The following is a 20,617-nucleotide window of genomic DNA, read 5'->3' as shown; positions in this document are numbered from 1 at the left end:
TAAAATTGTTGGGTTAGTAATTTTTTGGTTATTTCTTTGACAAATCTATTTTTATTTATTCAAATTATTTCTGTTATTTTTTTCGAAAACGTTTTCGATTTTGCCGAAAACGTTTTCGATTTTCGAAATTTATTTTATATTTGTTTGTATGAGAGAAGCTACATTAAAAGAAATTGCAAATCGGTTGGGTATTTCTATAACAACTGTTTCAAAAGCCTTGAAAAATTATCCTGACGTAAGCGATAAAACTCGAAAAGCAGTTACGGCACTTGCTGAAGAACTACATTTTACGCCTAATAGTTTTGCGGTTAATTTAAGGACTAAAGAATCCAAGACGATTGGTTTGATTATTCCTGAAGTAGTACATCATTTTTTTTCAGGTGTGGTTAATGGAATAATTGCTGAAGCTGAGAAGAATGGTTATTTAGTCATTATGCTTCAATCTAATGAATCCTTGGAATTAGAAAAAAAGCAAGTAGCATTGTTGATCAATAAAAGGGTGGATGGTATTATTATGTCCTTATCCAATGAATCCAATAATGATGCTCATATCAAATCTATTTTAGAGAAAGAAATTCCCTTTGTTCAGTTTGATAAAATATCCAAGTTGATACCAAGTTCTAAAGTGATTATTGATGATCAAAAGGCAGCTATGGAAGCTGTTCAGCATTTGATAGATATGGGGTGTAAAAAGATTGCTCATATCCGGGGATTGGATAATCCTCAGAATTCTATTGATCGCTTTATAGGTTATAAAAAAGCCTTAGAAAAGAACGGAATTCCTTTTGATTCGAGTTTAGTTTATTCGTGTAAAAGTATCACTTTTGAGCAGGGAGTTGAATTTGCGAAGCAAATTCTGGAGGAAGACAAAGGCATAGATGGAATTTTTGTTATAACTGATTTGGTAGCGGTTGGTGTTTTGGCGCATTTTAATGAAAAGGGAATTCAGGTGCCTAATCAGATTGCTGTGATTGGTTTTAGTAATTGGCTTGTTTCGCAGGTTATTACGCCAAAATTAAGTACTGTGGATCAACCAAGTTATGAGATGGGCGTGGCAGCTTTTAATTTACTATTAGAAGAAATGATATGTCGTAAAGAACAAAAACCTTTTGAAGCTAAAACTGTAGCTTTAGAAACCGCTATAATTGCCCGCGAATCAACTTTGAAGAAATAAAAAAGCAGTTTGAAGTAAATCAAACTGCTTTTTTGTATGAATTGTTTAGGATTATCCTAAAGTTACTCTTTTGAAACCAGTGATTTCAACGTTGAAACCTTTAACATAATCACCTACTTTTTTGCTGTCATCTTTGATGAAGTTTTGATCTAAAAGAGCTTTCTCTTGATCTAAAGTAGTGTTGTCAGAGATAAAACGTTGTACTTTTCCAGGGATAATTTTATCCCAGATTTGTTCTGGTTTACCTTCAGCTTTTAATTCAGCTTTAGCATCTTCTTCAGCTTGTTTGATAACTTCTTCAGTTAATTGAGCGTAAGAGATGTATTTAGGGACATTTTTTAAAGTTTTTCCTAAACGTGCAGCTTCTTCATTTTCTTTTTCGATTACAGCGATACGAGCTTCAAGTTCAGAAGCGATGAAAGCAGGATCGAAATCTTTGTAAGATAATGTGTCAGCACCCATAGAAGCAACTTGCATAGAGATGTCTTTTGTTAAAGTCTCAGCGTTAGCGATTGGAGCAGAAATTGCAGTTAAAGCAGCGATTTTGTTTACGTGAACGTAAGATCCAACGAAAGCACCTTCGATAATTTCAAAACCACCAATTTCGATTTTCTCACCAATAACACCAGTTTGCTCGATTAATTTCTCAGCAACTGTGATTCCGTTGAAATCAGAAGCTAAAAATTCTTCTTTAGAAGAGAAATTGATTGCTTTTTCAACTAATTGTTTAGCTAAAGTTACGAAAGCTTCATTTTTACCTACGAAGTCAGTTTCACAGTTCAAAGTGATGATAGCTCCTTTAGTATTATCAGCATTGATGAAAGAAACAGCAGCTCCTTCAGATGACTCACGGTCAGAACGGTTAGCAGCAACTTTTTGTCCTTTTTTTCTAAGGTTTTCAATAGCTTTATCGAAATCTCCTTCAGCTTCAACTAAAGCTTTTTTACAGTCCATCATTCCGGCACCTGTAGCTTGTCTTAATTTATTTACGTCTGCAGCAGTAATTGTTGCCATAATATAATTATTTGTTTTAATGTTAAAAGTAAAAATTCCAATCTTCAAATCCCAAATTCCAACGTTATCAGATGGTTAAAAAATCTGATTTTGGAATTTGGAATTTAAAATTTGGAATTTAAAATTTGATTTATTCTTCAGTTGCAGGAGCAGCTTCAGCTTCAGCAGCAGGAGCTTCTTCAGCTACTTCAACTTCTTTTTCAGAACCTCTTTCAGAAAGTCCTTCAACAACAGAAGCAGTTACTAAAGATAAAATTTTCTCAATTGATTTAGAAGCATCATCATTGGCTGGGATAACGTAATCTACTTCACGTGGATCAGAGTTAGTATCAACCATTGCGAATACTGGAATGTTTAATTTTTGTGCTTCTTTTATTGCGATGTGCTCAGCTTTGATATCTACTACGAACAATGCAGCTGGAAGTCTAGACATATCAGCGATTGAACCTAAGTTTTTTTCTAATTTAGCACGAAGACGATCTACTTGCAAACGCTCTTTCTTAGAAAGTGTGTTGAAAGTTCCATCTTTCTTCATTTTATCAATAGAAGACATTTTTTTAACTGCTTTACGGATAGTAACAAAGTTTGTTAACATTCCACCTGGCCATCTTTCAGTGATGTAAGGCATGTTTGCAGATTTTGCTTTTTCAGCAACGATGTCTTTTGCTTGTTTTTTGGTAGCAACGAATAATATTTTTCTACCTGAAGCAGCAATTTTTTTCAAAGCTTCGTTAGCTTCTTCGATTTTAGCTGCAGTTTTATATAGGTTAATGATGTGGATACCATTACGCTCCATATAAATGTAAGGAGCCATGTTTGGATCCCATTTTCTAGTCATGTGTCCGAAGTGAACACCTGCTTCTAGTAATTCTTTTACTTCTATTTTGTTTGCCATTTTTTTAACTAGTTTACGTTCTGTTGATTAGCAATGTATAAATGGCGATTTCTCTGGCTTTATACATTTAGATGCTAAACTAAATCCTACCTTGGTAGGAGAGCAACAATAACTGTGTTTTTTAATTTCAATAAATAATTGATAATGTCTTGTCCCATCTGAACAAGACAGCGAATATTAACGTTTAGAGAATTGGAATCTCTTACGAGCTTTCTTCTGACCGAATTTCTTACGTTCAACCATTCTTGGGTCTCTCGTTAATAAACCTTCTGGTTTCAAAATACCTCTGTTTTCAGCGTTTGCTTCACACATAGCGCGAGCGATAGCCATTCTTACAGCTTCTGCTTGACCAGTAATACCACCTCCGTAAACATTTACATTTACATCAAAGTTTTCAGCGTTTTCTGTCATAGACAAAGGTTGCATAACTTTGTATTGTAAAGTAGCAGTTGGGAAATAAGTTGCTAATTCTTTTTTGTTTACAGTGATTTTTCCTGTTCCCTCTGTAACATAAACACGTGCAACAGCGGTTTTTCTTCTACCGATTTTGTGAATAACTCCCATTACTTAAGATCGTTTAAGTTAACAGTTCTTGGTTTTTGAGCTCCTTGTTTGTGCTCAGAACCAACAACAACATTTAAATTTCTGAAAAGTTCAGCTCCTAATTTGTTTTTAGGTAACATTCCTTTTACTGCTTTCTCAACTAAAGCTGCAGGGTTTTTAGCTTGCAATACTTTAGCAGTTAAAGTTCTTTGTCCTCCTGGATAACCTGTATGACGCATGTAAATTTTCTCGTCCATTTTGTTACCTGTAAGGTTGATTTTTTCTGCGTTGATAACAATTACGTTATCTCCACAGTCCACGTGTGGGGTGTAACTTGGCTTATACTTACCTCTTAAAATCATAGCAACTTTAGAAGCAAGACGACCTAAGTTATGACCCTCTGCATCTACAACGATCCACTCTTTATTAGAGTTTGCCTTTGTAGCTGAAATTGTCTTGTAGCTTAATGCGTTCACAATAAAAATTTTTTAATTAAACATTCCGTCCCCAATAAAGGGGTTGCAAAAGTACAATTAATTATTTTAAATGCAAATACCTTAATTGAATAATTTTTTTTGGTTTCTGTGCTGATAATCAATTGTATATTTGAATGCCATTATTGGGCTTCTTTTTTAAATTTGCCTATGAGGTTCAGATGTTAAAATTATCATAGATTTGATTTGAAAAATAATTTGATTACCTTGCATTCTTGCTGTGGAGAGAATGTGGTGTGAGAAATGCTTCTTAAAGCAGATTTTTAAAGGGATTTTCAAATAAATAACTATTTTTTGTTCTGAAAAAAAGAACAGACCAAAAATAAAGACAATTATATTCAATATGAAGGTTAAAGCAACACTGAAGCAAATTGCCAAAGAACTTAATGTTTCTGTTTCTACTGTTTCTAAAGCGCTCAATGATAGCCCAGAGATAAGTACTCAAACGAAGGTTAAGATAAAGGAGTATGCTAAACTTAAAAACTACAAACCTAATATTATTGGGTTGAATCTTAAAAACCGCAAGACAAAAACTATAGGAGTAATTATTCCTAATATATTGAATTCTTTTTTCGCTAAAGTGTTTAGTGGAATTGAAAAAGTAGCCGACGCTAAAGGGTATAATGTGATTACTTGTATTTCAAATGAATCCTTGGTGAAAGAAATCAATACATTAGATATGTTGAGTAATGGTACTACTGATGGTTTTATATTATCGGTATCACAGGAGGCTCAAAAACTTCAAGATTACTCTCATTTTAATGATATTATTAATGAAGGAACGCCAATTGTGATGTTTGATCGTATTGCAGATGAAGTAGAATGTGACAAAGTGGTAGTAGATGATTACGATTCGGCATTGAATGTTACGCAACGATTAATTGATACGGGATGTAAAAATATTGCTTTAATTTCCTCAGTAGATGATTTAAGTGTGGGGAAACTGAGAACTGAAGGTTATTTGAAAGCATTAGCAGATAATGGAATTCCGGTAAATGAAAATATTATTCTTCGCACTAATTCTGAAGAGGATATGAAGAAAAAAATTGAATCTGTTTTTGAAAATAATACAATTGATGGTGTTTTTGCTTTAGACGAACGTGATTCAGTGGCAGCTTTGAAATTGGCTATCAGGAAAGGCTATAAAATTCCTGAAGAGTTATCAATCATTGGTTTTGCCGACGGAATTTTGGCTTCCAGACGATTAACACCAAGTTTAAGTACAGTAAGCCAACACGGAGTGGAGATTGGAGAAGTAGCGGCCAAATTACTCATCGACCGCCTTGAGGCTGACGAAGAAAACGAAGCACCTTATCAAACCGTGGTTATTAAAACGAATTTAAAGGAAAGAGAATCTTCCAGAACAAAAAAATCCATTCTTAAAAAGTAAGAATGGATTTTTTTATGTTGATTATAATTACTGTTCACTAAAAACTGACCACTTAAATCAATGCGCTTCCAGCCAGTCTTTCCCCATGCCTAAATCGACAACTAGAGGAACTTCAAGTTTAAAAGCGTTTTCCATTTCGGCTTTAATCATTGGTTGGATTTTCTCTAATTCTGAGTTGTGAACATCAAATACGAGTTCGTCATGTACCTGTAATAACATTTTGGATTTCCATCCCTCAGTGTTTAGTTTTTTATGAATGTTAATCATCGCAATTTTGATAATATCGGCGGCACTACCTTGAATAGGAGCATTTACTGCATTTCGTTCAGCGGCACCTCTGACTACTGCGTTTTGCGAATTAATATCTTTCAAATAACGACGACGGCCTAAAACCGTTTGTACATAGCCATGATCTCGGGCAAAATCAATTTGCTCATTGATAAAAGACTTTAGTCTTGGGTAGGTTTTGTAATAAGCCTCAATCAACTCGGCACTTTCAGAACGGGAAAGGTTAGTTTGATTCGAAAGTCCAAAAGCTGACACACCATAGATAATTCCGAAGTTTACCGTTTTGGCATGACTACGTTGTTCGCGAGTTACTTCTTCCAATGGTACATTGAAAACCTTAGAAGCAGTCGATTTGTGAATGTCTTCGTTGTTTTGAAAAGCCTTAATCATGTTTTCCTCACCACTTAATGCTGCAATAACACGCAATTCAATTTGAGAGTAATCGGCAGAAACCAGTGTGTGGTTTTCATCACGAGCAATAAAGGCTTTACGGATTAATCGTCCTCTTTCGGTACGGATAGGAATGTTTTGCAAGTTCGGGTTGTTCGAACTCAAACGTCCGGTAGCAGCCACCGTTTGCATATAGTCCGTATGAACTCGACCAGTTTTGGCATCTACTTGGTTGGGTAAAGCATCAATATAAGTGCTTTGCAATTTTACCATTTGGCGCCATTCCAGTATATCGCGTACAATTTCGTGTTCGTTAGCCAAATAACTCAAAACTTCCTCACCCGTTGCATATTGTCCGGTTTTGGTTTTCTTTTGTTTGGCACCGCCAATTTTTAATTTGTCAAACAAAATATCACCGAGTTGTTTTGGTGAAGCCAAATTGAATTTCTCTCCGGCCGTTTCGTATATTTTTTGTTCCAATGCGTTGCTCTCGGCAGCCATTTCGACTGACATTTTATTCAAAAACGGAACATCCAATTTGATTCCTTCAGTTTCCATAGCCGCCAAAACAGGAACAAGCGGAATTTCGATTTCGTCAAATAGTTTTTGGGTGGCTGTTTTTTCTAATTCTTTAACGAATAACTCTTTCAATTGGAAAGTAACATCAGCATCTTCTGCAGCATATTCTTTAATGTCTTCCAAATCGACTTCACGCATCGATTTTTGGTTTTTCCCTTTCTTCCCAATTAAATCTTCGATAGATTTTGGCGAATATTTTAAATAGGTTTCTGATAAAATATCCATATTATGACGCATATCCGGATTAATCAGATAATGTGCAATCATAGTGTCGAATAATTTTCCGGCTACGCGAATGCCATAATTGGCAAGGATTTTTAAATCGTATTTGATGTTTTGTCCAATTTTTTCAATTTCCGGATTTTCAAAAAACGGAATGAATTTTTCTGCCAATGTTCTGGCTCCTTCCTGATTTTCCGGAAACGGAACGTAAAATCCTTTTCCTTTTTCATAAGAAAATGAAATTCCAACCAGTTCAGCGTGTAAAGCATCCAATCCAGTGGTTTCGGTATCAAAGCAAACTGAATTTTGTTTTTGTAAATTTTGTAATAACAATTTAAGACCTAAATCGCCCTGGATGATTTGGTAGGAATGTGCTGTGTTTTCAAGCGTGCTGTAAAATTGCTGGTGTACCACTTCGTTCTTATGAGTAGGAAGTGTGCTTGAAAACAAATCGAACTGATCCTGATTTTTTGCCTGTGGTTTTTTGTATAATTTAGTATCATCAACCGGAACTTCCTGATTATTGAAAGCCTGAGCGGGATTTTTGAAAATAGCATCAAATTGTTCTGCCATTCTTCTAAATTCCAATTCGTTAAATAAAGCATCTGTTTTTTCTACATCTGGGGTCGAAAGTTCATAATCTTCTTCATTAAAAACTACTGGACAATCTAATAAAATTGTCGCTAGTTTTTTAGAAAGCAGTCCCAGTTCAGCATTGGCTTCAATTTTGGTTTTGATGGCACCTTTTAATTGGTGGGTGTTTGCTAACAGATTTTCAAGTGAACCGTATTCCGCCAGAAATTTTTTAGCGGTTTTTTCACCCACGCCTGGTAATCCCGGAATGTTATCCGCAGAGTCACCCATCATTCCCAGGTAATCGATAACCTGATCTGGTCTTTCGATTTCAAATTTTTCTAAAACTTCAGGAATTCCCCAAATTTCGATTCCGTTACCCATTCGGGCCGGTTTGTACATAAAAATATTTTCAGATACCAGTTGGGCAAAATCCTTATCCGGAGTCACCATGAAAACTTGATAGTTTTGTTTTTCGGCTTGTTTGGCAATTGTACCGATCAAATCATCTGCTTCATAACCGGCAACTTCAATGATAGGAATGTGCATGGCGCGCAATAATTCCTGAATATAAGGAACTGCAATTTTAATCGCTTCGGGAGTCGCATCACGATTCGCTTTGTATTCCGGGAACATTTCGTTACGTAAATCGCTGCCGCCTTTGTCAAAAGCTACCGCCAGATGATCTGGTTTTTCACGCTTAATCACATCCATTAACGAATTCATAAATCCCATAATGGCCGAAGTATCCATGCCTTTAGAATTAATTCTTGGATTTTTGATAAAGGCATAATAACCTCTAAAAATTAAAGCATAGGCATCGAGTAGAAAAAGACGTTTTTGTGACATTGATTTATAAATTGAATTTGAAATGTAAAAATATAGAATTCAATTTACTTTATGATTATTTCTAATTGCTTTGTTGAGATTGGTTTGTTTAGGGATAAGTGATTTTTCTCAATCTTGTCATCCCGAAGAATGAGGGATCTCATCAAGTTGCTCCTCAAGTATTGGCTGTGCTTCCTGCACGAAAGGATTGGTGCGGTCAATGTCATTAAGTTAAGAATGACACTCCCTGTTTTGTTCATTCCGAAGAATGAGGAATCACACAAGCTGTTCACTTTATGTGATTTCTCCCTCTGGTCGAAATGACACAAAATACGCTTAACTTAATGACATTGTTGGTGCGGTAGCGGGGGACTATCAGGAAGAAAATTGTAGATAGTATGTTTTATTTTTTTGCAATCGAAGTTACTTTTAGTAGGTTATTATATTTTTCAAAGTCGTCAAAATATAGTTCTTTTAGTCTTATGTTTAACCAATTATACAGTTCAGCCACATTATTAAAATGGTCATTGAAAGTTGACTGTATATCAATACTATTGTCTTGTTCATTAATAAATGTTAAACTCAGAGAACTCCAACCTCTCCACTTTAACAATGAATTTTTGTCCATGACTTCCCCCTTCACAATTAACTTCCCTTCTTCTATTTCAACTGGTTTCATAATTAACGGAAGAGAATAATGAGTGTTGTAATTTCGTAAATCTTTCACAAAACTATTTAGGGGAGAATTCGCATATTTTTTCGATATTTTCAAGCGAAACTCAGTTTCAATTTTAGGGCATTTAACTATTAGTCTCCTTGTCTGGTCAATCAAAGTGGAATTAGACATTAAAAAATTATGAATTACTCTCTTCAAGTCTCCAGAGTCATCTCTAACATTTAATAATTCCTTATAATTACGTTCGAATATGTCCTCAACATCCTTGAATAACTCAATACTCAAGATCCTTCGAAATGAATCTGAATTAAAAAATTCAAGGTCAATATGAAATTCATTCTCTGCTTCTAACATTTAAAATAGTTAAATTTTATTATTGTCCATAACGTTCCTACTTTATTGCATGTTGTAGAAATTGAAAATCGATTAAATTTTGGCTTAAATAAATTATGATTTAAAACGGTAATTCATACGAGTGTTGTAGTAGCTTTTTTCATTACAATACTTGTAATTATTCCATTTTTTGCAACAATACATTTCGAAGTAAACAGCATCATTTTCATTAAAAACGAATAACGTTCTGCTTACCGATTTTATCCTGATTTTTTAAGCGCAAATTTCGGTAAAAATTTATTGTAATTTGTTTGTAAGCGAGATAAACTTTCGTATATATACCCATATTTGGATAGATTAGCGAATGTTTGTTCGGGACTAACGATTGTTAAATGCGTCAAATATTCTTACAAAAAGATAAGTTTTTACTAGCCCTGATCGAAGCGTCATCCTTTTTATTTTGTTTTTCGAAATCCTGTAAGTAATGAGTATGTCTAAAAAAATAAAAAGATATATGTCCCGATAGCTATCGGGAAGCAGGAGGTAGCGTTGTTGTGTTGCTGATTTTTCTGCTCCTAAAAAAATACAATTCCGTTAAAGTTTAATTAAGTAGTTCTTAACTAAGCAGTAGAAGTTGTTAATTTGTATAAAAATAATTGAAAATGGGTTTTAGGTTACTATTTTTTATAGTGTTTCTTTTTATAATCGAATTGTATGCTTTTCAGGCTTTTAAAACAATTTTGAAAGACAAATGGTTTTTGATCGGTTATGCAGTTATCAGCGTTGCGATTTTAATTTATATTTTTTACGGCTTTTTTAGTTTTGATCGTTCAGTAGGGCAAACCAAGCAAACGATGTTTGTGATGGGATTGATGTTGCTGGTGTATGTTCCTAAAATTGTTTTGGCCATTGTATTATTGGGCGAAGATATTTTCAGATTGGTAATGGGTTCGGTGAATTATTTTGTCGAAAACACCAATGAAGGCTTTCTTCCTTCCAGACGAAAGTTCATCAGTCAGCTGGGTTTAGGATTGGCTGCTGTACCGTTTTTATCTTTGATTTATGGAATTACTATTGGGAAATACAATTATAAAGTGATTAAACAACGCATTTTTTTTCCTGATTTACCGGATGCTTTTGACGGTTTTACGATTACTCAAATTTCGGATGTGCATTCCGGAAGTTTTGATAATCCGGATAAAATTAATTATGCTATCGATTTAGTGAATGAGCAAAATTCGGATCTAATTTTATTTACCGGAGATATTGTGAATACACATGCCAAAGAAATGCATCCCTGGATTGATACTTTTAATCGTATTAAAAAACCTGAATATGGAAAGTTTTCTGTACTGGGTAATCATGATTATGGTGAGTATGTTAACTGGCCTTCTCAGGCAGAAAAAAATCAAAACTTTAAAGAAATAAAAGAATTGTATGGGCAAATTGGGTTTCAGTTGCTATTGAATGAACATACTTTTATTCAAAAAGGAAATGATAAAATTGCTTTAGTAGGAGTGGAAAATTGGGGTAAAAATTTTAAACAGGCAGGTGATTTGGAAAAAGCTTCTGAAGGTTTGCGAGGAAATGAATTTAAAATCCTGATGAGTCACGATCCGAGTCACTGGGAATATGAAGTAAAAAATGATGATATGAATTATCATTTAACGCTTTCAGGGCATACACATGGAATGCAGTTTGGGATTGAAATTCCGGGCTATTTTAAATGGAGTTTGGCTCAGTATGTCTATAAACAATGGGCTGGTTTGTATGAGCATTTAGGTCGTTATGTGTATGTAAACCGTGGTTTTGGGTACCATGCTTACCCTGGTAGAGTAGGGATTATGCCTGAAATAACGGTAATTGAACTAAAAAAAGGGGATAAAGTAGCATAATTCGTCAAAAATGCTACATTTGTATGAAAGAAATGGTTATCTTACTTAGATTTAAAAATTAAATCCTTAGGTTTTATGTCAAAATTTGGAGAACTTATAAGTGCACATGTACCAGTGTTGATAGATTTTTACACAGACTGGAATGAATCTTCGATTTCTATGCATGAAGTAATAAGAGATGTTGCAGCTGCTTTAGGAGATAAGGCAAAAGTGATTAAAATTGATGTGGATAAAAATCAAGAACTTGCCGAAGCATTGCGAATTAAAGGATTGCCAACATTGATGGTTTATAAAAACGGTCAAATGGTTTGGAGACAATCCGGAGAATTAGATGCTAATTCTCTAATTTCAATTGTTCAGGAGCAACTTTAAAAACGTATGGCTTCAAAGCTGTAGTTGTTTTGTGCTAAATGTTGTAGCACTTGGGGTAAAGTGTATTCTAAGTTTTTAAAGGCCTTTTCACTGTCGTGAAAAACGATTATACTGCCTGATTGTGTATTATTTATAACATTAGCTAAACATTCTTCTTTAGTGATATTGGTGTCAAAGTCGGCACTGAGTACATCCCACATGATTATTTTATATCCTAAATGTCTGAGCTTTTTAGCTTGGTCTGGTTTTATTTTGCCGTAAGGCGGACGGAATATTTTAGATTGCAGAATTGAGAATTGAGATTTCAGATTTGAAATAGCGGTTTCACAGGCTTCAATGTTTTCTAAAAATTCTTTGGTAGTTGTTTTCCAGCCGTTCAAATGGTTGTTAGTATGATTACCTATAGCGTGTCCATTTTTAATTATTTTATTGAAAATTTCCGGATGTTCGGTGATGTTTTTGCCAATGCAAAAAAAAGTAGCTTTGGCATTGTATTTTTCTAATTCGGTTAAAACCCATTCTGTTATTTCAGGAGTTGGTCCATCGTCAAAAGTAAGATATACTTTTTTTTCTTTATTAGGAATATCCCAAATTAATTTTGGAAAAAGGAATTTAATTGTGGGGTGTGTCTTAATCCAATAGGGTTTCATTTGAATTTCATTTGATATTAAAGATAAAAAAAATGTAGCAATCCGATTTGTTGAGATTGCTACATTTTTTTATGAAATAGAAAATTTCACTTATTCTTTATCTCGTCCAAAACGTTGAAAGATGTCAATATAAGTATTGAAAACAGCTCTGTTTTTTTGGAAAAAAGCTGAATCGTTGTTTTTCTTCATTACTTCCAGTAAGGCTCTGTAGCGCTCAATATCGGTTACAATGTCGATAGCAATATCAGATTGATCCGATGGACTCATCTTGCTGTAGTAATTTAAGTTTTCTTTGTATTTACCAATCAGTTTGTCTAAAAGAGCGTGAGCTTTTGCTGCTTCGCCTACTTTGTAATAACTATCAGCAAATGGCTCTAATAAAGAATAGTATCCAAATTTGTCTACTGGCATTTTATCCATGGCTAGAGCAATCACTTTTTTAGCTTTGTCCATTTTTCCTTCACTAATTAACTGATTCGTCAATCGGGAAAGGTTGGTACGGTACGTAATGCTTTCACGACGGGTTTCCGGATCGTGGTAAATGTTTCCGTTGCTGTTGCCCCAGTCCCAACTCATGATAATGTTGTACATTTTGTCTGAATCGATTTTTCCCATTTCCATTGGGTTTCCGTCCTTAGGAATGCTTGTTTTTACAGGGACTAATTTGTACACCATTCCGTCCAATTGTAGGTAGTCTTTCATCCAAAGGTATTCTTCGTCGTCGAATGCTCCACCGCTAAAATAAACAGGTCGTTTCCAGTTGTTATTTGCTACTAAATCCAACATCATTAGTCGGTTTTTGTATAAAGCACTTCCTTTAATATCGATATCGATATAAGGTACAATAGAGTCATAGTCTTTTTCGGGAACCATTTTACTCTTAATAATTGCATTTTTATCAACTGGGATTCTTAGTTGGTTAGTTGGGTAGAAATGGATAACTTGTCCATTTTGCATTTCAACTGTTGATTTTGGATGTTTGATAAAGTCCATAAAACCTTTTACACTCCAACGACTTTTGATTTTAGGGATGCTTACTACATAATCCAATTTGTCTCCCACATATTGATCGTGAGTAAAAGAAATAGGCAATGGTTCTGATTCGTAAGTTTTTGTTTTCATCTGATCAATATACCAATCGGTCATGAAAAGACTAGTGTTTACGATTTTTACATCGGTTCTGTAACCCTCAATTTCCTGAGCATACCATAAAGGGAAAGTATCATTGTCTCCAATAGTAAATAAAATGGCATCTTTGTCGCAAGAACTTAAATAAGCTTTAGCCATTGCTAATGCAGTATATTTACCTGAACGATCATGGTCATCCCAGTTTTGTGATGCCATGATAACTGGTGCGGTTAATAAAGAAGCGGCAACGATTGCAGGTCCAATAATTTTTGGAGAGACATATTTTTTAGCACTTTCGTATAATGAATAAACGCCTAAACCAATCCAAATAGCAAAAACATAGAAAGAACCAACTAGGGCATAATCTCTTTCTCTTGGTTCAAAAGGTCTTTCGTTTAGGTATATTTTTAATGCAATTCCGGTAAAAAGGAATAAAACCATTAATACATAAAAGCTTTTTAAATCTTTGCCTGCGTGGTACATTAAACCAATCAGTCCTAAAATGAATGGGATAAAATAATATACGTTGCGTCCTTTGTTGTTTAATGCGTCTGAAGGTAAGTTGTCCTGAGAGCCTAAATGCATGTCGTCTATAAATGAAATTCCGCTAAGCCAGTTTCCATCTTGATTGTCGTATCTACCCTGATTGTCGCTTTGACGTCCTACGAAGTTCCACATTAAGTACCTCCAATACATATAACCAAATTGGTATTCAACCATAAAACGAAGGTTATCTGTGGTGGTAGGTTTTTCTATTATTAAATAATCGCTGTAACTTCTAAGGAATTTTACATAACCTTCGTTGTCAATTTGTTTTTGAGCATAGGCTTGACGGAATTCAGAAATGGTTTTTTCAACTTCATTTTTTAATTGGGCAATCGCTCTGTTGTAATCCTCTTCGGAAAGTTTGCTTGCATCTACTCCGTATTTTGCTAAATCATTTTCATAAGGGTAATCAGGGTTGATTCTGAATTGTGGAGGATTGGTAAAATTGATATAATTTTCAATGTGTTCAGGACTCCACATTCTTGGTAAGAAAGCTTTTTGAGCATTATCGCTATTTTGCTCAGCGTTTTTATAATTATTTACAATAACATATTTTCCTGTTTTGTAATCTCTCTCATAGTTAGGTGCTTTGTCTAGATAAGGAGTGTCTTTGTCTAAACCTGCAAAAGTTTCAGTGTATTGTGGGCCGTAAAATAACGGATTAGAGCCGTATTGCTCACGGTTGTAGTAAGCTAAAACTTCTCGTGCATCAGATGGTTTATTTTCGTTGATGATTACATTTGAATTGGCACGAATAGGAAGCATTAACCAGGTAGAAAATCCTATTAGGATAAATAAAACACATAGGATAAGTGTGTTGTAAGTTACCATGCCTTTGTCTTTAGTGTATTTTAAACCAAAATAGAAAGCTGCAATCAATGCCAAGGCTGCTAAAATGGTTCCTGAGTTGAAAGGCATTCCAAGGCTGTTTACAGTGAAAACTTCTGCTTTAGCAAAAAAGGCCATCGTTAAAGGAAGTAGTAATTTGAAGATAAATAATAAAATCGAAACAACTACTATATTGGCAATAATGAAATTTTTAATAGTTACTGTTTTGTAATGTTTGAAATAATACAAAAATCCAATTGCCGGAATAGTTAGTAAAGCCATAAAGTGAACTCCAAAAGAAAGTCCCACAATTAAAGAAATAGCCAAAAGCCATTTGTTTCCTTTTGGTTTGTCCATGTCTTGTTCCCAGCGCAATCCCAGCCAGAATAATAGTGCAATAAGTAATGAAGCCATTGCATATACTTCGGCTTCAACAGCATTAAACCAAAAGCTATCCGAAAAAGTATAAGCAAGTGATCCTACAAATGAACTTCCTAAAATTACGATGTCATTGTTTTTATTTGTTTCTTCTGAACTGTTAATAATTTTTCTCAGAATCATTGTAGAAGACCAAAACATAAAAAGGATAGTAAAGGCACTAGAGAAAACAGAAGTCATATTAACCATTAAAGCTACATGTTGCGCATCTGAAGCAAACATGGCAAAGAAAGCGCCAATCATTTGGAAAAGAGGTGCTCCCGGTGGGTGACCCACTTCAAGTTTTGCTGCTGTGGCGATGTATTCCCCGCAGTCCCAAAAACTCATTGTGGGTTCAACTGTGAGTGAATAGGTTATTAAAGCGATTCCAAATGTAATCCATCCTATAATAGTATTCCATTTTTTGAAATTGAATGACTCCTTATTCATGTAGTAATATTTAGTTAATTTTTTCGAGTTACAAAGAAAATGTTTTTTTATTTAAGGATAGAAGCATTAACAAAATTTTCTGCAAAACGGTTCTTTTGGTAAGTGGTTGATAGTGAAAATGTTTTGATTTTTTTAAATTTTTTTTTCAAAAAAAAGCTAAAAAAGTTTGCAGAAACTAAATAATGCTCTAAATTTGCACTCGCTAAACAAAACAACAGTGATGTAAGGCAAACATGGAATGGTCCATGGTGTAATGGTAACACTACGGTTTTTGGTGCCGTCTTTCTAGGTTCGAGTCCTAGTGGACCAACAAAAAAGTCCCGATTTTATCGGGACTTTTTTTATGCGGTAAACTTTGTGTTTATATTTTAAATATAATTAAAGGTTTGTTTCCGTGGTTTGCTAAATCTTCGCTAATACTTCCGCTAAAGAAATGTGAAAGTCCTGTGCGTCCATGTGTGCAAAGGCATATTAAATCAGCTTTTATTTCGTTTGCGAAATTAGTAATTCCTTTTTCTATAGTGGTTTCGTTGTAGATGTTGGTTGAGAAGTTTTGAAGGTTAAATTCCTGAATAAAGTTATTCATTAATTTATTGGCCAAAGATGTGGTTTTAAAACTGTTCGGTGAACAGATGGTAACCATATTAAGTTTAGCTTGAAATTGATTAGTGAAATTTAGAATCTTTTGGAAAGGTTTTTTGATTTCTTCGGAGAAGTCAGATGCAAAAACGATATTTTTTGGTTCGAATTGTGTTATTTCTTCTTTTATGACCATTACAGGTACTGAAGATAAGCGTACAACTTTTTCAGTATTTGAGCCTATGATGAACTCGGTTAATCCTGAAGCTCCATTTGATCCCATTATGATCATGTCTATTTCGTTGTCATTGGTGTAGCTAAGAATTCCTTGTGTAGCCTTTTCTATTTTGATAGCGTCAACAATAGTTATGTCTTTTAGAAAGTTTTTTTCCTTGGTTTGTTGCATGACTTCTTTTGCTTTTTGTATAAAAAGCATGATTTCAGGTATTGGAGTTGCGCCAGTAATAGCGTCGTTCATTTGACTTGGAATCTCTAACATGTGTAAAAGATGGATTTCAGAGTCATTTTTTCGGGTAATCTGTGCAGCAACTTTGAGGGCGTTTTCGGCTCTCGAAGAGAAATCTGTAGGTACTAGGATTCGTTTCATGGCTTTTGGTTTTGAAAATAGATTTTGAATCAATTTGGATGCAATAATAAAGGTAGGGAATAATTTTACAGTAGTCAATTATTTTTGGTTTATAAAAGTAATTGTATATGAGTTAAATTGTTGTTTTATTGCTGGTTAAGGAATTGGAAGTGTAGGTGGAGAAGGTTGTTAAATGTTTATTCAGTCAATATTTTATCTGTTTGATAAAAAAATAGCTGTTGAATTTGTTTCTATATTGAAAAATTACGATGTTTAAAACTGAGACCTAAACTGAGAAGGAGAAATGCCTTTTAATTCTTTGAATTTTCGATTGAAATTAGCAATATCCTGAAATCCGGATAATTCTGAAATGGTAGATATAGATAAGTCTTTATTGTGGTGAAGCATTTTACAGGCATTTTCTATTCGGATTTCAATTAAAAATTGGAAAAATGTTTTGTTTGTTCTTTTTTTAAAATACCTACAAAAGGCATTTTTGGTCATATTGGCTTTTTCTGCCACCTCTTCTAAGGTTATTGCTTTATCAAAGGAACTTATAGCAAAATTAAAAACGTCATTCATACGACGTCCTTCGTCTTCCGTATATTTTTTTCTGCTAACAAAGGAGGAAAGTGAATTGGTTTGAGCAAGAACAATGTGATTCAGAATTTTTAGTAACGATGAAATTCGTTGTATTTTATTTTGATTTCTTAATTTGAAAAATAATAAAGCAATCTTTTCTTTTTTAGTTAAGACTTTCATTCCGTATTCTGATTTTTTAAAAAAATCATCAACATCACTCAAGTCGTTTAAACTAAAAAAATCTTTTCCAAATGAATTTTTTGTAAAAAACAAGGTTAGCATCTCGGATGAAGAAGAAGAATTTTGATCTGTTCTAAAAACATGAGGTATATTTTCTCCTATTACTAAAATATCTTCTTCTTTATATTCATTTATTGAATCACCAATAATTAGAGTTCCTCTTCCTTTTAGGATATAACTAATTTGAATTTCTTCATGTTGATGTAACTTATCGTAGAAAATAGGACCGATATCTTCCTGATATATTAGAGCTTCTTTCTCGGGTTTTGGTATTTTAAATGGTAGTACTTTCAATGTATATAATTTTGGTTATGTAAATATTAAAAAAAAAATAGCAATAATCCAATATTTAAGGTAATATAGTATTAATACAGGCTAACAATGTCTAAGCTATACAATGGAATTAGCTATAATTTTGTTAAAAAAGTAGATATATTATGAAAGTAAATTGGTCAGGAGTTATGCCAGCAGTGACAACTAAGTTTACTGCTGATGATAAATTAGATTTCAACATGTTTGAAGTTAATCTAAAAGCACAGCTTGAAGCAGGTGTAAGCGGTATTATTTTAGGAGGAACCCTTGGTGAGGCAAGTACGCTTCTTGAAGAAGAAAAAACTCAGTTAGTGAGAGAAACAGTGAGAATGGTAGATGGTAAAGTGCCTGTTATTATGAATATTGCAGAGCAAACTACTCGTGCGGCAATTTTAGCAGCAAATAAAGCAGAAGAGGATGGAGCAATAGGTCTTATGATGTTGCCTCCTATGCGATACAAAGCAACCGATCACGAAACAGTTACTTATTTTTCAGAAGTAGCTAAAAGTACTTCTTTGCCAATAATGATTTACAACAATCCTGTAGATTATAAAATTGAAGTAACATTAGATATGTTTGAAGAAATGTTGAAATATGATAACATTCAGGCAGTAAAAGAATCTACTAGAGATATTTCTAATGTAACTAGAATTATCAACCGTTTTGGTTCACGTCTTAAAATTTTATCAGGTGTTGATACTTTAGCGCTTGAAAGTCTTTTTATGGGAAGTGACGGATGGGTTTCTGGTTTAGTAGATGCATTTCCAAGAGAGACAGTAGCTGTTTATAAGTTGGCTAAAGCAAAAAGATATGATGAAGCCTTAGCAATTTACAGATGGTTTTTACCTTTATTAGAATTAGATATTAATTCATTATTAGTGCAGAATATTAAATTAGCAGAAGTTTATACTAACATAGGAACTGAATTTGTTCGTGCACCAAGGTTGCCTCTACAAGGAGATGAAAGAGCTCGAGTTATTGCAATTATTGAAAATGCATTAAAAACTAGACCTACATTACCTGATTATTTGAATTTATAATCATTAATAATAAAACCAAATTTATGATTACTGGAAAAAATTATATTGGAAATTCACTTTCCGCCAAAGGGGATATTACATTTAGAACTATAGATCCAGTAGCAAATTTGATTAACCAACCATTTTTTGTTGAGGCAACAGATGAAGAAATTAATCAAGCTGTTGCCTTAGCTACAAAAGCTTTTAAAGAATACAGTACTGTCTCTGATGCTAAAAAAGCTGACTTTTTAGAAGCAATTGTAGATGAAATAGAAGCTCTTGGTGATGATTTGTTACAAATTTACACTAAAGAATCAGGTCTCCCTTCAGGAAGAGCTACGGGCGAAAGAGCCAGAACAATGGGACAGTTGAAAGCTTTTGCTACAATGCTTAGAGAGGGATCTTGGGTGGAAGCTATCATTAATAAAGTTGGTGATACTTTAGATATTCGTAGAATGCTTATTCCTATTGGTCCTGTTGTGGTTTTTGGAGCAAGTAATTTTCCTTTGGCATTTTCTACTGCAGGAGGAGATACTGCTAGTGCATTAGCAGCGGGTTGTCCTGTTATTGTAAAATCTCACCCACTTCATGCAGGAACTGGAGAGATGGTAGCTTCGGCAATTATTAAAGCAGCTCAAAAAACTGGCATGCCTGATGGGGTTTTTTCAAATTTAAATAGTAGCGGAATAGCTGTTGGTGTAAAATTAGTAGAGCATCCTGAAATAAAAGCTGTAGGCTTTACTGGAAGTATTAAAGGAGGAACCGCTCTTTGCGAAATTGCAGCTAAGCGAGAAATACCAATTCCTGTTTATGCAGAAATGTCCAGTATTAATCCGGTGGTCGTTTTACCATCAGTATTAAAAAATGCCAGTAAAGAATGGGCTCAAAAATATGCTGCTGCCATTACTATGGGTACGGGACAATTTTGTACTAACCCAGGACTTATTTTAGGTATTGCCAGTCAGGAATTAGATGATTTTGCTGCACATCTTGCAACAGAATTAAATGCAATACAACCAAGTTGTATGTTACATCCTAATATTAAAGCTGCTTACGAAGCTCATAAAAAGGAAGTTTTAGCACAAGAAGGATATAACCAATTAACTAATTTGGACATTGAAGTAAAAGAAAATTTTGCATTGCAAAATCTAATTTCAGTCTCAGGAGATTTGTTTTTGAAAAATAAAGCTTTTCACAATGAAGTTTTTGGTCCTTTTTCAGTAGTGGTTAAATGTGAATCTAAAGAACAATTGGATACGATTATTCAGAACTTAGAAGGTCAATTGACAGGAACGATTCTTAATGCTGATCTTTCTGAATTAGAAAGTTTTAAAACTACTATTGATTTGCTAAAAAACAGAGTTGGACGATTAATTTTTAATAGTGTACCTACAGGAGTTGAAGTTTGTTCAGCTATGACTCACGGAGGTCCATATCCATCAACTTCCGATAGTAAATTCACTTCAGTGGGGACTACAGCGGTAAAAAGATGGGTCAGACCTGTAAGCTTTCAGGGATGGCCAAATAAGATGCTACCTGAGGCTTTAAAAGATGAAAATCCTTTATCTATTACTCGAACTTTGAATGATATAATAACTAAGGACAGTATATAAA

The 20,617-nt window shown here is 34.0% G+C and carries 16 protein-coding genes and 1 tRNA gene; 7 read left to right on the top strand and 10 right to left on the bottom strand.

What is annotated here, in order from left to right; genetic code table 11:
- Positions 1–148: 148 nt before the first annotated feature.
- Positions 149–1,174 carry a LacI family DNA-binding transcriptional regulator gene (locus AAEO59_RS00865; protein WP_341698872.1) on the top strand — a complete coding sequence of 342 codons (1,026 nt, stop codon included), beginning with the start codon at positions 149–151 and terminating at the stop codon, positions 1,172–1,174.
- Between the two features lie 51 nt (positions 1,175–1,225).
- Here the strand turns inward: AAEO59_RS00865 and tsf are convergent, their stop codons facing one another.
- From tsf to rplM, 4 genes are all read right to left on the bottom strand, one after another.
- Entirely contained in the window at positions 1,226–2,188 is a 963-nt protein-coding gene (tsf, locus tag AAEO59_RS00860) for a translation elongation factor Ts (RefSeq protein ID WP_026712609.1), read from the bottom strand.
- A gap of 130 nt (positions 2,189–2,318) precedes the next feature.
- Complete coding sequence (gene rpsB / locus AAEO59_RS00855) at positions 2,319–3,083, bottom strand: 30S ribosomal protein S2 (RefSeq protein WP_341698871.1); 765 nt, start codon at positions 3,081–3,083, stop codon at positions 2,319–2,321.
- 177 nt (positions 3,084–3,260) lie between these two features.
- Entirely contained in the window at positions 3,261–3,647 is a 387-nt protein-coding gene (gene rpsI / locus AAEO59_RS00850; RefSeq protein WP_341698870.1) for a 30S ribosomal protein S9, read from the bottom strand.
- Positions 3,647–4,102 (bottom strand): 50S ribosomal protein L13, encoded by a 456-nt coding sequence (gene rplM, locus AAEO59_RS00845; protein ID WP_066327161.1) that lies wholly within the window; start codon positions 4,100–4,102, stop codon positions 3,647–3,649. Before rplM ends, rpsI begins: the two co-directional genes overlap by 1 nt.
- A 361-nt stretch (positions 4,103–4,463) precedes the next feature.
- Here rplM and AAEO59_RS00840 point away from each other — a divergent pair, with 361 nt between their 5' ends.
- Entirely contained in the window at positions 4,464–5,510 is a 1,047-nt protein-coding gene (locus AAEO59_RS00840; protein WP_341698869.1) for a LacI family DNA-binding transcriptional regulator, read from the top strand.
- Between the two features lie 57 nt (positions 5,511–5,567).
- Here AAEO59_RS00840 and polA read toward each other — a convergent pair whose 3' ends face one another.
- Both polA and AAEO59_RS00830 read right to left on the bottom strand, forming a co-directional pair.
- On the bottom strand, positions 5,568–8,411 hold the full coding sequence (polA, locus tag AAEO59_RS00835) for a DNA polymerase I (protein WP_341698868.1): 2,844 nt from the start codon (positions 8,409–8,411) through the stop codon (positions 5,568–5,570).
- A gap of 382 nt (positions 8,412–8,793) precedes the next feature.
- On the bottom strand, positions 8,794–9,420 hold the full coding sequence (locus AAEO59_RS00830) for a hypothetical protein (protein WP_341698867.1): 627 nt from the start codon (positions 9,418–9,420) through the stop codon (positions 8,794–8,796).
- Positions 9,421–10,061: 641 nt separating this feature from the next.
- Between AAEO59_RS00830 and AAEO59_RS00825 the strand changes: the two genes are divergently transcribed.
- Together AAEO59_RS00825 and AAEO59_RS00820 are read left to right on the top strand one after the other, a co-directional pair.
- The gene (locus AAEO59_RS00825) at positions 10,062–11,294 is read left to right on the top strand and encodes a metallophosphoesterase (RefSeq protein ID WP_341698866.1); all 1,233 of its coding nucleotides are present in this window, start codon (positions 10,062–10,064) and stop codon (positions 11,292–11,294) included.
- A 75-nt stretch (positions 11,295–11,369) separates the two neighbouring features.
- Entirely contained in the window at positions 11,370–11,666 is a 297-nt protein-coding gene (locus AAEO59_RS00820) for a thioredoxin family protein (RefSeq protein WP_341698865.1), read from the top strand.
- Here the strand turns inward: AAEO59_RS00820 and AAEO59_RS00815 are convergent.
- Together AAEO59_RS00815 and AAEO59_RS00810 are read right to left on the bottom strand one after the other, a co-directional pair.
- Entirely contained in the window at positions 11,663–12,316 is a 654-nt protein-coding gene (locus tag AAEO59_RS00815) for a polysaccharide deacetylase family protein (RefSeq protein WP_341698864.1), read from the bottom strand. The two genes, AAEO59_RS00820 and AAEO59_RS00815, sit on opposite strands and share 4 nt — an antisense overlap.
- 90 nt (positions 12,317–12,406) lie before the next feature.
- Entirely contained in the window at positions 12,407–15,685 is a 3,279-nt protein-coding gene (locus tag AAEO59_RS00810; protein WP_341698863.1) for a glycosyltransferase family 117 protein, read from the bottom strand.
- 239 nt (positions 15,686–15,924) lie between these two features.
- On the opposite strand from AAEO59_RS00810, the gene AAEO59_RS00805 reads away from it, so the two are divergent.
- Positions 15,925–15,995: transfer RNA gene (locus AAEO59_RS00805), tRNA-Gln, on the top strand.
- Between the two features lie 51 nt (positions 15,996–16,046).
- Here AAEO59_RS00805 and AAEO59_RS00800 read toward each other — a convergent pair.
- Together AAEO59_RS00800 and AAEO59_RS00795 are read right to left on the bottom strand one after the other, a co-directional pair.
- Entirely contained in the window at positions 16,047–16,871 is an 825-nt protein-coding gene (locus AAEO59_RS00800) for a universal stress protein (protein ID WP_341698862.1), read from the bottom strand.
- Positions 16,872–17,123: 252 nt separating this feature from the next.
- Positions 17,124–17,966: an AraC family transcriptional regulator gene (locus AAEO59_RS00795; protein WP_341698861.1), complete on the bottom strand. Its 843-nt coding sequence runs from the start codon at positions 17,964–17,966 to the stop codon at positions 17,124–17,126.
- A 143-nt stretch (positions 17,967–18,109) separates the two neighbouring features.
- Between AAEO59_RS00795 and AAEO59_RS00790 the strand changes: the two genes are divergently transcribed.
- Positions 18,110–19,024: a dihydrodipicolinate synthase family protein gene (locus AAEO59_RS00790; protein ID WP_341698860.1), complete on the top strand. Its 915-nt coding sequence runs from the start codon at positions 18,110–18,112 to the stop codon at positions 19,022–19,024.
- Positions 19,025–19,047: 23 nt separating this feature from the next.
- Entirely contained in the window at positions 19,048–20,616 is a 1,569-nt protein-coding gene (locus AAEO59_RS00785; protein ID WP_341698859.1) for an aldehyde dehydrogenase (NADP(+)), read from the top strand.
- Position 20,617 lies beyond the last annotated feature (1 nt).

The sequence above is a fragment of the Flavobacterium flavipallidum genome, from assembly GCF_038289905.1.
Lineage (GTDB): Bacteria > Bacteroidota > Bacteroidia > Flavobacteriales > Flavobacteriaceae > Flavobacterium > Flavobacterium flavipallidum.
Note: the sequence above shows the minus strand (reverse complement) of the source record. Positions and strands in the feature narration are given on the sequence as shown.

Excerpts from the sequence above, each read along its gene's own strand:
- AAEO59_RS00865 (WP_341698872.1), top strand. The coding sequence starts at position 149 with ATGAGAGAAGCTACATTAAAAGAAATTGCAAATCGGTTGGGTATTTCT.
- tsf (WP_026712609.1), bottom strand. The coding sequence starts at position 2,188 with ATGGCAACAATTACTGCTGCAGACGTAAATAAATTAAGACAAGCTACA.
- rpsB (WP_341698871.1), bottom strand. The coding sequence starts at position 3,083 with ATGGCAAACAAAATAGAAGTAAAAGAATTACTAGAAGCAGGTGTTCAC.
- rpsI (WP_341698870.1), bottom strand. The coding sequence starts at position 3,647 with ATGGGAGTTATTCACAAAATCGGTAGAAGAAAAACCGCTGTTGCACGT.
- AAEO59_RS00840 (WP_341698869.1), top strand. The coding sequence starts at position 4,464 with ATGAAGGTTAAAGCAACACTGAAGCAAATTGCCAAAGAACTTAATGTT.
- polA (WP_341698868.1), bottom strand. The coding sequence starts at position 8,411 with ATGTCACAAAAACGTCTTTTTCTACTCGATGCCTATGCTTTAATTTTT.
- AAEO59_RS00830 (WP_341698867.1), bottom strand. The coding sequence starts at position 9,420 with ATGTTAGAAGCAGAGAATGAATTTCATATTGACCTTGAATTTTTTAAT.
- AAEO59_RS00825 (WP_341698866.1), top strand. The coding sequence starts at position 10,062 with ATGGGTTTTAGGTTACTATTTTTTATAGTGTTTCTTTTTATAATCGAA.
- AAEO59_RS00820 (WP_341698865.1), top strand. The coding sequence starts at position 11,370 with ATGTCAAAATTTGGAGAACTTATAAGTGCACATGTACCAGTGTTGATA.
- AAEO59_RS00815 (WP_341698864.1), bottom strand. The coding sequence starts at position 12,316 with ATGAAACCCTATTGGATTAAGACACACCCCACAATTAAATTCCTTTTT.
- AAEO59_RS00810 (WP_341698863.1), bottom strand. The coding sequence starts at position 15,685 with ATGAATAAGGAGTCATTCAATTTCAAAAAATGGAATACTATTATAGGA.
- AAEO59_RS00800 (WP_341698862.1), bottom strand. The coding sequence starts at position 16,871 with ATGAAACGAATCCTAGTACCTACAGATTTCTCTTCGAGAGCCGAAAAC.
- AAEO59_RS00790 (WP_341698860.1), top strand. The coding sequence starts at position 18,110 with ATGAAAGTAAATTGGTCAGGAGTTATGCCAGCAGTGACAACTAAGTTT.
- AAEO59_RS00785 (WP_341698859.1), top strand. The coding sequence starts at position 19,048 with ATGATTACTGGAAAAAATTATATTGGAAATTCACTTTCCGCCAAAGGG.